The 13,235-nt window shown below is 42.6% G+C and carries 11 protein-coding genes; 6 read left to right on the forward strand and 5 right to left on the reverse strand.

All coding sequences use genetic code 11. The features are described from left to right. The first annotated feature begins 25 nt into the window (after nucleotides 1–25). Entirely contained in the window at nucleotides 26–1,099 is a 1,074-nt protein-coding gene (locus tag H6G96_RS25085; protein ID WP_347242278.1) for a WD40 repeat domain-containing protein, read from the forward strand. Nucleotides 1,100–1,252: 153 nt separating this feature from the next. Continuing rightward, nucleotides 1,253–2,977 carry an ABC transporter ATP-binding protein gene (locus H6G96_RS25090; protein ID WP_190914545.1) on the forward strand — a complete coding sequence of 575 codons (1,725 nt, stop codon included), beginning with the start codon at nucleotides 1,253–1,255 and terminating at the stop codon, nucleotides 2,975–2,977. A gap of 73 nt (nucleotides 2,978–3,050) precedes the next feature. Here the strand turns inward: H6G96_RS25090 and H6G96_RS25095 are convergent, their stop codons facing one another. Continuing rightward, on the reverse strand, nucleotides 3,051–4,508 hold the full coding sequence (locus H6G96_RS25095) for a YdiU family protein (protein ID WP_190914547.1): 1,458 nt from the start codon (nucleotides 4,506–4,508) through the stop codon (nucleotides 3,051–3,053). Between the two features lie 122 nt (nucleotides 4,509–4,630). Between H6G96_RS25095 and H6G96_RS25100 the strand changes: the two genes are divergently transcribed. After that, nucleotides 4,631–5,308 carry an SMI1/KNR4 family protein gene (locus H6G96_RS25100; protein WP_190914549.1) on the forward strand — a complete coding sequence of 226 codons (678 nt, stop codon included), beginning with the start codon at nucleotides 4,631–4,633 and terminating at the stop codon, nucleotides 5,306–5,308. Nucleotides 5,309–5,509: 201 nt separating this feature from the next. On the opposite strand, the gene H6G96_RS25105 is transcribed toward H6G96_RS25100, so the two are convergent. Both H6G96_RS25105 and H6G96_RS25110 read right to left on the reverse strand, forming a co-directional pair. Further along, the gene (locus tag H6G96_RS25105; RefSeq protein WP_190914551.1) at nucleotides 5,510–7,672 is read right to left on the reverse strand and encodes a cytochrome c peroxidase; all 2,163 of its coding nucleotides are present in this window, start codon (nucleotides 7,670–7,672) and stop codon (nucleotides 5,510–5,512) included. Nucleotides 7,673–8,271: 599 nt separating this feature from the next. After that, nucleotides 8,272–8,847: a GNAT family N-acetyltransferase gene (locus H6G96_RS25110; RefSeq protein WP_190914553.1), complete on the reverse strand. Its 576-nt coding sequence runs from the start codon at nucleotides 8,845–8,847 to the stop codon at nucleotides 8,272–8,274. Between the two features lie 337 nt (nucleotides 8,848–9,184). On the opposite strand from H6G96_RS25110, the gene bioB reads away from it, so the two are divergent. Beyond that, on the forward strand, nucleotides 9,185–10,192 hold the full coding sequence (gene bioB, locus H6G96_RS25115) for a biotin synthase BioB (protein WP_190914555.1): 1,008 nt from the start codon (nucleotides 9,185–9,187) through the stop codon (nucleotides 10,190–10,192). Between the two features lie 87 nt (nucleotides 10,193–10,279). On the opposite strand, the gene H6G96_RS25120 is transcribed toward bioB, so the two are convergent. Further along, complete coding sequence (locus H6G96_RS25120; protein ID WP_190914557.1) at nucleotides 10,280–10,774, reverse strand: MarR family transcriptional regulator; 495 nt, start codon at nucleotides 10,772–10,774, stop codon at nucleotides 10,280–10,282. A gap of 101 nt (nucleotides 10,775–10,875) precedes the next feature. Between H6G96_RS25120 and H6G96_RS25125 the strand changes: the two genes are divergently transcribed. Further along, complete coding sequence (locus tag H6G96_RS25125) at nucleotides 10,876–11,772, forward strand: EamA family transporter (protein WP_190914559.1); 897 nt, start codon at nucleotides 10,876–10,878, stop codon at nucleotides 11,770–11,772. A 67-nt stretch (nucleotides 11,773–11,839) separates the two neighbouring features. Here H6G96_RS25125 and petL read toward each other — a convergent pair whose 3' ends face one another. Beyond that, nucleotides 11,840–11,935: a cytochrome b6-f complex subunit PetL gene (gene petL, locus H6G96_RS25130; RefSeq protein ID WP_100899295.1), complete on the reverse strand. Its 96-nt coding sequence runs from the start codon at nucleotides 11,933–11,935 to the stop codon at nucleotides 11,840–11,842. A 152-nt stretch (nucleotides 11,936–12,087) separates the two neighbouring features. On the opposite strand from petL, the gene aroB reads away from it, so the two are divergent. Further along, on the forward strand, nucleotides 12,088–13,179 hold the full coding sequence (gene aroB, locus H6G96_RS25135) for a 3-dehydroquinate synthase (RefSeq protein WP_190914561.1): 1,092 nt from the start codon (nucleotides 12,088–12,090) through the stop codon (nucleotides 13,177–13,179). The last annotated feature ends 56 nt before the right edge of the window (nucleotides 13,180–13,235 follow it).

Below are 13,235 nucleotides of genomic sequence, written 5' to 3' on the forward strand. Positions count from 1 at the left end.
TGTGTAAATGGAGAGTAACTCTGTAGTGTCAAACTCAATTGTTAATAAAATTTCAATACTACTGGCAATTACCTCTACAGCAACCTTGGTTGGGTTTAGCTCCTATCGTTTACTATTTCCCTTCCAGATGGTTACACCTGACGTTATGACCTTGCCAAGCATTCAACCTTATCAAACTCTCAAAGGACATTCAGCGTGGATTTATGCGATCGCTATCAGTTCAGATGGTAATACTTTAGCTAGTGGTAGCTATAATGGCACAATCAAAATTTGGAATCTGCACACTGGCAAATTACTCCACACTTTTAAAGGTCATGCTGATGCAGTTGCATCCTTGGCGATTAGTGCTGATAAGCGTGTACTCGCTAGTGGTAGCTGGGATAATCGAATTAAACTGTGGAATCTAGAAACAGGAACTCTCATCCGTACCCTTGATGGGCATAGAGACGATGTAGCAGCAATTGCTATGAGTGCCAATGGAAAATTGCTTGCTAGTAGCAGTGCTGACAACACTATTAAGCTCTGGAATCTAGACACAGGCAAAGAATTTACACTCCAGAATGTAGGCTGGGTAAAGTCTGTTGCTTTTAGCCCCGATAGCCAGAAGTTAGCCAGTGGCAGTAGAGATAACTCCATTAGAATTTGGCAGCTAAACACTCCTAGTCCCACACTCATACAGACTCTGACAGGGCATACTCAAGAAGTATCTTCTGTTGCCTTCAGTCCTGATGGGCAAAACCTTGCCAGTGGCAGTAAAGATAAAACCATTAAACTGTGGCAACTGAGTGATGGCAAATTGTTGCACACTCTAACGGGGCATTCCCAAGCTGTGTGGTCTGTTGCTTTTAGTCCTAATGGACAGACTTTAGCCAGTAGTAGTTATGACACAACAATTAAGCTCTGGAATCAAGCTAGTGGCAAACTCCTTGCTAACTTTGCAGGACATACCAAGTCTGTATGGTCTGTTGCCTTTAGCCCGAATGGGCAAACTTTAGTAAGTGGTAGTGGTGACGAAACCATCAAACTTTGGCCTATACCCCGCGATACTAACGCTCAAACTCAAACACTTGAAAGATATTTAACATCGAGTCGTAGCTAAACAAATGTAGTCCATCTCTAATGACTAACGGAGAATTCTCGATATATTCTGGTTCAGCAACGCCACTTTTGTAACTAATGAGTTAACTGGTCAGAAACTCACCAAAAACTGATAGCGTCAAACAAAGGAAGATATCGTTGTGGACGTTAAAGCTTGAAAAGCCGTTCTAATTATTGGCAACTGCTGCCTTATATCCGACTCCAGTGGAAAACCATCACTAAGGGACTTGTTGGGATCTTGGGATACGTGCTGGCAACATTAGTGCTGATAAATCTTGCTGGTAAATTGGCAACTCCCTTTGCACAAGGTAATGTAGTAGCGATCGCTCAAATAACTGGTAACTGTGCTTTAGTATTTCTTGTTAGAGGCTTATTTCAGTCTATACAAGATATGTACATGGCAAAAGCTGCTTTGAGAGTTGCTTTTCATCTTCGTCAGCAAGTCTATGCACATCTTCAAAAGCTAAATCTCAGCTATTTTGAAACAGCAAAAGCGGGTGATTTATCTTACCGCCTCACCGAAGATGTTGACCGAGTTGGCGAAGTTGTAAATAAAGTATTTCACGACTTGATCCCCTGCATTTTGCAGTTGCTAGCAATTCTGATTTACATGATTTACCTAAATTGGCAACTGACACTAACAACGGTGATAGTTGCACCACTGATGGGTATTTTAGTTGGCTGGTTTGGTGAACGCTTACGCAAATATTCCTTAAAAAGCCAAAATCGCGTGTCGGGTTTATCAGCCATCCTGGCGGAAGTTTTCAACGGTATTCGTTTGGTACAGGCTTTTGCTGCCGAAAATTACGAAATCGCCCGCTTTGGCCATGAAGCAGAACGCAGTCTCAAAGCAAAATACTCAGCCGAACGTCTCAAAGTGATTCAGATTCCCATCGTTGGATTTCTGGAAGCCTTAAGTGCGTTATCGTTACTGATTGTGGGAGCGTGGCAAATTTCCCAAGGCAATTTAACAGTAGCGAATTTTTTTAGCTATCTGGCGGCGGCGGCGCTGTTAATTGATCCCATCGGTCACACTACTAATAACTACAACGAATTTAAGCAGGGTGAAGCATCTATAGACCGTGTTTTTGAATTGATGGCAATTCAACCGACGGTGATCGAAAAAGCAAATGCGATCGCTCTCCCCCCAGTCAAAGGCAAAATAGAATATCGTCATGTTTCCTTCGCCTATAAACCAGGTAAACCTGTATTAAAAGATATCAGTTTATTGGTATCCCCAGGTGAAGCGATCGCTCTTGTGGGTGCTTCTGGTGCTGGTAAAACCACATTTGTCAACCTTCTCCCCCGTTTTTATGACCCCAAACTTGGTCAAGTTTTGATTGACGATGTTGATATTCGAGATGTCAAGCTGCATAGTCTGCGGCGACAAATTGGGATTGTTCCTCAAGAAACCATTATGTTTTCGGGAACAATTGCCCAAAATATCGCCTTTGGACAAGATGTTTTTAATATGGAAGCAGTTAAAGAAGCGGCAAAAATTGCTAATGCTCACCAGTTTGTTAGCCAACTGCCGAAGGGTTATCAGACTTGGGTGGGTGAACGTGGGGTAAACTTATCTAGTGGACAAAGACAAAGAATTGCGATCGCTCGTGCTGTTCTGCTTAATCCCCAAATATTGATTCTCGATGAAGCCACATCAGCATTAGATTCTGAGTCAGAATCACTGGTACAGGAAGCGTTGGAAAGACTGATGGAAAAACGGACAGTATTTATTATTGCTCACCGTTTATCAACAGTTAAAAGGTGCGATCGTATTTTAGTTCTCGAACAGGGACAAATTGTCGAATCGGGAACCCACGAAGAGTTATTAGCCTTAGAGGGTCGCTATGCGCGGTTTTATGCCCAGCAGTTTAGTTAGAGGCAGAGGAGCAGAGAGCAGGGGGAGCAGGGGAGAAATAACTAATGCCCCATGCCCCATGCCCCTTTGCTAACTATCTCCTAGACTGAATATCCTTAATTAAGTCATAAAAAGGTTGCCAATTATCTTCCTGAGCAATTGGTTCCCAAATAGATTCAATCACAGGTCTTAATAATGCCGTTTTCGGATTATGAACAGCTAAAGTTTGGGCAATAACATTGGTGCGATCGCTCTCCAAATCATTCAAAATTTTATGATACAGTATGCACCAATCATCAAAAATTCCTGACGCACCCGGTACTGGCACAATATCTGAACTATTCATCACAAAACCTGGTTCATCTCGCCATTTCGATGAAAAAGTACGAGCCATCTCATAGAAGAATTGGTGATAACCAACTTGGCTGTCTTGCAAAAATTCAACCGTTAGATTCAACAGTTCCTCAGCTTGTGGATGCGGCAAATCCTCAAAACCTAACTTTTTCAACATCAAAGAACTGTATTCAACTTGATAATACTCAGCAAACATTGCTAATCCAGTTTCCATTTCCTCTTTATCGATAATCGCCTTTAAAGGTTCCTGGAGCATTTGTAAATTCAACTGACAAATACTTGGTTGATTACCGTAACAATAGCGTCCATAATAATCAAAATATGCAGCTATAAAGGATGGGTTATAAGTTGGGATAAACGCATAAGGTCCATAGTCAAAACTCTCTCCCGTAATCGACATATTGTCAGTATTTAGGACTGCATGACAAAAGCCAGCCGCCATCCATTGCGCTACTAGTTTTGCAACTCGTTTCACTAATTCGGCGTAAAACAAGACATATTTATCTTGTTCAGCACTTAAATGTCGATAATACTGCTCAATTACGTGGTCTAATAACTTCTTAGTTAAATCTGGACGCTGGAAAAAATGCAGTCGCTCAAAAGTGCCAAACCGAATATGAGAACTGCTCATTCTAATCATCACACATGAGCGAGTAGGCGAAGGTTCATCTCCCCGCCAGAGGGGTAAACCTGTTTCAATCATGGTCAGACAGCGCGAGGTACGTACACCCAAGTGGTGTAGTGCTTCCGCAGCCAGAACTTCCCGCACCCCACCTTTGAGCGTCAGCATACCATCGCCACCACGGGAGTAAGGCGTTCTTCCAGAGCCTTTCGTGCCAAAATCGTACAATTCGCCATCAGTGGCGCGTACTTGCCCGTAGAGGAAGCCTCTACCATCACCTAACTGTCTGTTATATTCACCAAATTGATAGCCGTGGTAACGCAGTGCCAACAAGGGTTTACGCCCCTGAAATTTGCCGAAAGCTGTGATAAAATCTTCGTCTTTGACTAATTGGGGATCTAAACCCAAGCGGGGTAGTAGTGCATCGTTACGCCAACGCAGGATGTGTTGAGGAAATTCCTCTGCTGCAACCTCATCGTAGTAGTCATCGCCTAGAGATTCCAAGGCGCTTTCGTAGTTGAGGGAGAGAAAAGGATTGCTAGAATTTTTGTAGTTTGGAGTTTCAGCCAGAGTCATTACAAGCAAAGCTTAATTCATTCTTCCCTTAATACTACCTCTGGCTTCAGCATCAGCATAGACGCAAAAAGCGGCCCATATCTAAAATATCGCAGCGTCACCATTAAAATCTAGAACGCATAATGAATAAAGTTTTGCAATTAAAGAAAAAGTTAGCTCAATTAGCTATTTTAGACGCTACATTTGAGGTTTTTGGCTCAGAATCACACCAATATCAATTTAAACCTTGCTTGAGTAACAAGGATATTCAAGTGTTTGAATCTAGATATAATATTACGCTACCAAGTGAATATCGAAACTTTCTCTTAGAAATTGGTAATGGTGGTGCAGGGCCTGGATACGGCTTATCTGGACTATCGGGAATTGAATCTGAAGATGTCATCCCAGAAAAAGTATACCGAGAGAACTACAAAATTCTCTCTAAACCATTTCCTTTGACAGAGGCATGGAATGATTTAGATTTAATTGTCGAGGACAATACGGATTTTGTTACCAACAATGATGCCTATTTCGACGATAAATTTATTCACGGTACTCTCACAATTACAAATTATGGTTGTGGAATTTATGGGATGTTAGTTATTACTGGTGAGCAGTCAGGAAAAATCTGGATAGATGATCGTACTAATGATAATGGAATATATCCTGCTTGTTTGAGTTTTTGCCATGCTTTCCATGACATCAACTCTGATGATTCTTATCCAAATAGCAATGAGGAGCAGCCTTTAAGTTTTTATGAATGGTATGAAGACTGGCTCAACCGAAGTTTAGAGCAAATCCGCCAGTCTTCTGAAACTTAATCTTAATTAAATAAAACTGATTTTCCAAAACTTGAAGCTGACTATTGCAGAGGTATAAACCAAGCAATTAAAGCTGCTTCAATTTCTGATAGTAAATTAGCGTCAGTTTGTAAGTATGCAAAGAGCAGAGGGACAAGGAAGGGATTTTTTTCGCTTATTTCCCCCTGCTTTGACACCTGAGCGACTAACTCAAATTGCTAGTTAGTTCAGGAAATTTGAAGTCCCTTTACCACCATTCTTACCTACAGCAGGAATTTCTAGTACGTTATCGGCAGCTTTACCAGTACCATCATTGACAACAAACATAGAGTTACCTAAATGTCCATTGGGAATGAACAGTTGCGGATGGTCAAAGGGCGCTTTGTCAGTGACAACTCGCTCATCAGTAAGTCCTTTTAGGAAAGCCACCAAGTCATCTTTTTCAGTTTGGCTTAATCCCAATGGGCGGAGAACCCCTTCCTGGCGGAAATCTCCACCACGATTATAGAAGTCCACCACTTGTGGCAAAGTCAAATAGCCACCATTGTGGAAGTAAGGAGCTGTCAGTTCTATATTGCGTAATCCAGGAGTCTTAAACTGCCCGTCTGCAACTACTGTGTCATTGGGGCTAACTGTAACATTGGGGCTTGAACCGAAAAGTAGCGGGAATTTCCCCAAAGCAGCCACCCGCGACTCCGAAAGCGGATTACCAAATGGGTCTTTACCACCAACACTGATGTCTTCTAGGGTGGGTCTAACACCGATATTGAAGTAACCTCTGTCCGAGACGGTTTTGGGAGTGGTGGTAGTGGCTCTAAGTCTTTGGTTCTTGACGTTGCTAACCGAGGCGCTGGTGAGTTCCAACCCACTATGGCAGAAGATGCAGGCAGCTTTACCCTCGAATAATTGTTTGCCTCGTTGCTGCTGGACGGTGAGGGCAGTGGTTTTTCCTTCTAAGAAGCGATCGTAAGGTGTATCGTTGGCAATGAGTGTAGACTCGTACAACTGAACTGCAAGCCCAAAGAATAGCGAGAAGTTATAATCCAACAGCCTGTACTCATTGGTTTGGGAAGAGTTATCAGCGCTGTTGACAAAAGTCCGTTTACCTTCAGCATCAACTTGGATGAGTTGATTAGAGTTCCACCACTCTGGCTTAAAGGCATCTTTAATCAGATCCTCGTAGGTTATATCCTTGAGTCCGGGTTGAGGCGAGTTACTGTTTGCACCTAAAACGCTGTCTTGTGGATGCACAACCTGTTTGCCTAGTGGTGTGAGTCCAGACAACTTTTGCCCCAGGACTCTGGGGAGCTTTGTACCCCCAATTGACAGAATATTGTCCAGCGAACCCTTAACAACTATAAATTTGCTGAGGTCAATTTGACCAAACTTATTACCAATTTCTTGAAAAGTACGACCATCGGCGGACGACTCGAAGGAGCTGAGTGGCGGGCCGACCGCTTGGGAAGCCAAAGACGAATTATTCAGGCTGACTTTGACAAATTTAAGCTGATTTGGGTTTTCTGCTTTCACCACAGAGGCGTTAGGATCTCTTAAACCGAAGGGATTCACCCCATTAAAAATATCTTGTGCCCTTCCATCCCAGAAGTTGCGGAAGTTGAATGCTGCATTAATTACGGTTGGCGTATTACGCGGCTGGACGCGGCGCACATTGATACCTCCCACTTTAAACACTGGATCTGGCTCACTTGTTTCTAGGTCTTTTGAGCTACCAGGTATAACACCAACAAATTTTGTATTTGCGACTCCTTGAGAGGAGCTAACATCGTTACTGTCAGATACCACAGTCGTAGAATCATTTGGATTTGACAGCTTGTGAAAGGGAAAATCTTCTTTTCTTAGCTGGTAGTTTGGCGCGCCGCCTATATTAAAAATTGTATCTGGATTCTCTGTACCATCAGCATTAATTCGCAAAAGCCCTGGAGCAATCTGATTTATGGATCTATTGTCGGCTCCAGCATGGAAGTGACAAGTAGCACAGGAGGTCTGTCCGTCGCTCCCAACCTGCATATCCCAAAAAAGAGTCTTTCCTAGCTTGATTGCAGCTGCTTTGTTTTTTACAAAGTCTCCAAGATTGTCAGGTTCTGGAACCGATACGCTCTTGAGCGAAACTGGAGCCGACCCCGTAACCTGCGCCGATACACTATTTCCAGCGATTACTGCTACCATAATAATCGCAGCAATTGTTATAGTCTTGGAAAATCTTGATCCTAGTCGGTTAAGCTTGCCAAAGCTTAGTCTCCACCATTGGTAGTTTATTTTCGTCACCAAAGATTTGAGCAAAATTCGACCTCTTGAGGTCAGTAGGAAGTAAATTAATAAGCCAGCAATAAAGGCTACTAAGCTTATTGCAAGTATAATTGTCATAATTTTGGTTACCAAATAATACCGAAACAAGCAGTAGTTGCTCCCACAACGGTTACGCGATACCAGAGCAAGTGAACCTAAATTAATTATCGTCAAGCAAGTACCTACATAATTTACATTGGGCATACAAGTTTTATGCAGAACCAGCCAATTGGTTACAAAAGTTTATAAAATTTCTGTCTGAATCTGACAGCGTAGTGTCTGTCGAGTTTTCAGTTCTATCTCATAAGTTTTTTGCAGACGATACGCAATATTTACAAAAGCTCACTAACTGCGCTACAGCCAATGTTTTCTCCGTAACCCAAAAATGAGGACGGGTCGCACGATGACTGGGATCATCGTGTTCATTTCAATTTTTGTACGCGCTCGAAATTTTCAAATGCTTAGTACCGCAAGGCGGAAGTCAAAAGTCAAAAGTATTATGGAGGGATTTTTAATGGTTGCTCTATTTCCGGCGTGGCGTACTAGAATGACGATTTTCGTTCAAATTAGATTAATAGGACTGCGCGTGTTTTCAGAGATTATTTATTACATTTACCAATAGTTATAGCAAGTAAGTAAAATATATTATCTTAAATAAAAATTATACTCAGCCGTTTTTAAAATTTAGGTGCTTGCCAATTAGGATTGATAAGACTTGTCATAATATGATCTTCCCATTGCCCATTAATTAATAAATAATCTCTAGCATATCCTTCAATGACAAAACCGAGCCTTTTAAGGACATTGCCACTGCGCCGATTGTGAGGCATATAATTAGCCATAACTCGGTGAAAGTTTAACTCTTGAAATAGATATTGAGTTGCGGCTTTTAGCCCTTCTGTCATATATCCTTTACCTTGTTTACTTTCAGCAAGGCTATATCCTACGTAGCAAAAATGAGCGACTCCTCGAACAAAATTACTAAAATTGACAGTTCCAATAATTACAGTGGGATTTGTTTTTGTAAAAATAAATAGCTTTAACGATTGCCCATTAATAAATTCTAGAAAACTATTCTCTATTTGATATTGCCAATATTCTTCAGTGAAAAAACCATCAGCCCAAAGAGGGTAGAATGGAGTGAGATAGGTTTTGTTATGAATGAAATATTTGAGAATTTGGGGTATATCTTCATGGATCGCTGTTCGTAATAATAGGCGATCGCTTGTAATTAGTGGCAATTCTGAGATCATAATCGACGGTATATCTTCCCAGCACATTCTCTAAATTTTATAAATTCTCTCATACCTACGCTTTAACAGCAGCAATAAGATTAACTGTCTCATTATCAGTACAACTGCCCAATGCCCAATGACAAGGTAAGTATTTATACTAGTAATCTGCCATTCATCCAAAATCTTGATAAGCTGATGTCTAATATCTAGAGCGGAAGGATTGAGAGCCAATGGGTGATAAAGCACAGTACGTGGCATAACTTCGATAAAATCGCTTTGCCTAAGCACTGTACCGCAGGAAATTCAACCAAAAGACAGCTCAAGATTTAACCCAGTCTACAAGAAGGATAGTGATGTGGTGGGAATACGCTACGATTGGCAGGAATTAGAGATTCGGGCGATATACGACACGCCATTGCTAGAGCTTATTTATCAAGCTGCTAGCGTGCATCGCCAATATCATGACCCAACAAAAATACAAGTTTGTAAGCTTATATCTATTAAAACGGGGGGTTGTCCAGAAGATTGTAGCTACTGTGCCCAATCTTCCCGCTATAAAACAGAGGTAAAGGCACAAGCACTCCTAGAAAAAGAAACAGTAGTTAACATCGCCCAGAAAGCTAAAGAAACTGGTGTTAGTCGCATCTGCATGGGTGCTGCTTGGCGCGAAGTGCGGGATAACTCGCAATTTGAGGAAGTCCTGGAAATGGTCAAGGATGTAACCTCAATGGGTTTAGAAGTGTGCTGCACTCTGGGTATGCTGACGGCAAATCAGGCCCGGAAATTGGAAGAAGCGGGACTTTACGCCTACAACCATAACTTAGATACCTCGCAGGAATATTACAGCACAATTATTACCACGAGAACTTATAGCGATCGCTTGAACACAATCGAGAATGTCCGTCAGACAAATGTTACCGTATGTTCCGGCGGTATCCTGGGTTTGGGCGAAACTGTCGATGACAGAGTTGGGATGTTACAAACTCTGGCAAACTTACATCCGCATCCAGAATCCGTGCCAATTAATATTCTTTCACAAGTACCGGGGACACCTTTAGAAAATCAGCCTGATGTCCCCATTTGGGATATTGTGCGGATGATTGCCACAGCCAGAATTTTAATGCCAGCTTCCGATGTGCGTCTGAGTGCTGGTAGGGCTAGACTTTCTCAAGTTGAACAAGCTTTCTGCTTTATGGCAGGAGCCAATTCTATCTTTTCTAGCGACGACAACAAAATGTTGACAGTGACAACTCCCTGTCCAGATTATGATAGCGATCGAGAAATGCTGAATTTACTTGGTTTGGGAATGCGTCCACCTTCCCAAAGACAAGAAAAGGTAGCTAGTCCGGCTGTTGTGGGATAAATATTTGATTTCGTGCAAAACATTTAGTCTGGATCTGAATCCTTGACTAAATGTTTTTTCTTTTGCCTTTTTTTAACAAGGTAGCCGCTATTCTCCTTCAAATGAAGTCAAGAGCTTTCTTAACAGCACAATAAGTAATTCCCGTTCTGATGGCTGCAAAACACTGAGGATGCGATGCTCATTGGCAACATGAGCTTTTACGGCTTTCTCAATTAAGTTAAAACCTTCTTCTGTCAATGTAATTAAAGTGCCGCGCCGATCGCTCGGATCTGGAATTCGTTTTACCAACCCAGCTTGCTCAAGTTGGTCAACGCGATGGGTCATTGTGCCCGATGAAACCATCAAAGTGTTAAACAATGCCGTTGGTGATAGCTGGTAAGGAGCGCCAGAGCGACGTAAGGTAGCCAATACATCAAATTCCCCAAGATTCAGACCAAACTCAGAAAACGTCTCTTGGATTGCGTGTTCAAAATGCTTGGCTACCCGTCCCATCCGCCCAATTACTCCCATTGGCGATACGTCCAAATCAGGACGCTCACGTTGCCATTGCGCCAAAATCATATCGACTGAATCGGAAGCCATTGTGCTGATTGCTGATGCAAGTTTCTTGATATCAAATATCTTAACATCAAGATAAATGCTAAAATCTCGATATCAAGTATCTTGATGTCGAGATAAAATCCATGAAGATAAAGACTACCGGAAGGTTTGATATTTGGCTGACAGCCTTAGCACCAGCAATCTGGGGAACTACGTACATTGTGGCAACCGAACTTTTGCCACCGAATCATCCGTTGTTAGTTGCAGCGTTGCGATCGCTACCCATCGGTATTTTGTTAACCGCAAGTTTGCGACAACTCCCCAAAGGTATTTGGTGGTGGCGCATTTTGCTGCTGGGAGGGTTGAATATTGGTATTTTCCAAGCCTTGTTATTTGTGGCAGCCTATCGTCTTCCCGGTGGAGTAGCAGCAACAGCCGGAGCAATTCAACCGTTGTTAGTGGTGATATTTTCGTGGCTATTACTGGGCGATAAACCATCCAAACGCTCAATAATGGCTGCCATTGCCGGATTTATTGGCGTTGGTTTATTGGTTCTCAGTCCTGCGGCTCGTCTTGATTGGATCGGAATTGGCGCTGCGATCGCAGGAGCAGTAACAATGGGCTTAGGAACGACATTAACCAAACGCTGGAAACGTCCAGTTTCTCTGCTGGTGTTTACGGCATGGCAATTGGCGATCGGCGGGATCATTCTTTTACCTATTGCCCTAGTTGTTGAAAAACCGTTGACTAACCTGAGTGTGACAAACCTATTGGGATTTGTCTATTTGGGTTTAGTAGGAACTGGGTTAGCTTATATGCTTTGGTTTCGCGGAATTGAACGATTAAAAGCCACAGCTGTTTCCTGCTTGGGATTGATGAGTCCCCTAGTTGCAACACTGATGGGATTTATTGTGTTACATCAAACGTTAATGCCAATTCAACTGATTGGAGCAGCGATCATATTAGTGAGTGTTTTAGTGGGACAACAAACTAATAGATCGGGCGATCGTTCGACCACTTTTAAGCGCAACTTGTTGTGAATTGAGGGACAGGCAGAGTACCCGTCCTTCAAAAGTCATAGGTTAATAGGTTGAATGTATCTCTGGGTTAAATTATTTTGGCAGTCCGCAAACCGAACAGCAGACCGACAGCCAAACCAAAGAACAAAGCTAAAAAGCCGATGTAAGCTACAATTGCAAACATTTATGTTTCTCCACAATACTTTCTAAATCTATTGAATCATTAGTTGTTGGGCATTGGGCATTGGAAAACTTTTCCCTAATCCCCAGTCGCCAGTCCCCAATCCCCAGATTGCGATAGAATACAGCCCACGGGCGCTTGTTAGGGGTTGAGCAATGACTTCTGTAATTAATGTAAATTTACCAGAGCAGTCTTATGAGATTGCGATCGCATCTTTGAATTTAGATCAACTGGGTCAACAGATGGCCAGTCTCAAGCTAGGCAAGAAGGTATTGCTGGTTTCTAATCCGACGATTTTTAAACATTTTGGGGAAAGAGCGATCGCATCCTTAACATCTGCTGGATTTGAAGTTGCTAGCTGCACCCTACCACCAGGGGAACGCTACAAAACCCTCAATTCCATTCAAAAACTTTACGATGTCGCCTTAGAAAACCGCCTAGAACGTTCTGCTACTATGGTGGCTTTGGGCGGAGGTGTAATTGGCGATATGACTGGCTTTGCAGCCGCAACCTGGCTGCGTGGCATTAATGTTGTCCAAGTGCCTACAACTCTTTTGGCGATGGTAGATTCGGCAATTGGTGGCAAAACTGGCGTAAATCATCCCCACGGTAAAAACTTGATTGGGGCATTCCATCAACCGCGTCTAGTATTAATTGACCCAGATGTGTTGAAAACTCTACCTATGCGCGAGTTTCGGGCAGGAATGGCAGAAGTTATTAAATATGGTGTAATTTGGGATGCCGAATTGTTTGCCCAATTGGAAGCAAGTAAACGCCTCGACCAACTCCGCTATGTAAAACCTGAACTGTTATTTACCATATTAATGCGCTCTTGTCAAGCCAAAGCTGATGTCGTTAGCAAAGATGAGAAAGAAGGCGGATTGCGGGCGATTCTCAACTATGGACATACCATCGGTCATGCAGTGGAAAGCTTGACTGGTTATCGTCTAGTGAATCACGGTGAAGCGGTGGCTATTGGCATGGTCGCAGCCGGTCAAATTGCCGTGGAATTGGGAATGTGGCAAAAAGAAGACACGGAACGTCAAAATTCTTTAATTCAAAAAGCAGGTTTACCGACTCAGTTACCATCTGGGGTAGATATTGAAGCAATTATTGAGGCATTGCAGTTAGATAAAAAAGTCAAAGCAGGGAAAGTGCGGTTTGTTTTACCAACAGAGATTGGTGTAGTCACAGTTACCGATGAAGTCCCATCAGATATCATTCGGCAAGTGTTGCAGGGAATGTGAACAATTTGAAGAAGAATTCAGGAGTCAGAATGGGCTAAACGCCCCGCTACCGCTAA

Origin of the sequence: Nostoc sp. FACHB-892, assembly GCF_014698795.1 — a bacterium.
GTDB lineage: Bacteria > Cyanobacteriota > Cyanobacteriia > Cyanobacteriales > Nostocaceae > Nostoc.

Coding starts and splice junctions, on each gene's coding strand:
- H6G96_RS25095 (WP_190914547.1), bottom strand. CDS start 4,508: ATGACTCTGGCTGAAACTCCAAACTACAAAAATTCTAGCAATCCTTTT.
- H6G96_RS25100 (WP_190914549.1), top strand. CDS start 4,631: ATGAATAAAGTTTTGCAATTAAAGAAAAAGTTAGCTCAATTAGCTATT.
- H6G96_RS25105 (WP_190914551.1), bottom strand. CDS start 7,672: ATGACAATTATACTTGCAATAAGCTTAGTAGCCTTTATTGCTGGCTTA.
- H6G96_RS25110 (WP_190914553.1), bottom strand. CDS start 8,847: ATGATCTCAGAATTGCCACTAATTACAAGCGATCGCCTATTATTACGA.
- H6G96_RS25120 (WP_190914557.1), bottom strand. CDS start 10,774: ATGGCTTCCGATTCAGTCGATATGATTTTGGCGCAATGGCAACGTGAG.
- H6G96_RS25125 (WP_190914559.1), top strand. CDS start 10,876: ATGAAGATAAAGACTACCGGAAGGTTTGATATTTGGCTGACAGCCTTA.
- petL (WP_100899295.1), bottom strand. CDS start 11,935: ATGTTTGCAATTGTAGCTTACATCGGCTTTTTAGCTTTGTTCTTTGGT.
- aroB (WP_190914561.1), top strand. CDS start 12,088: ATGACTTCTGTAATTAATGTAAATTTACCAGAGCAGTCTTATGAGATT.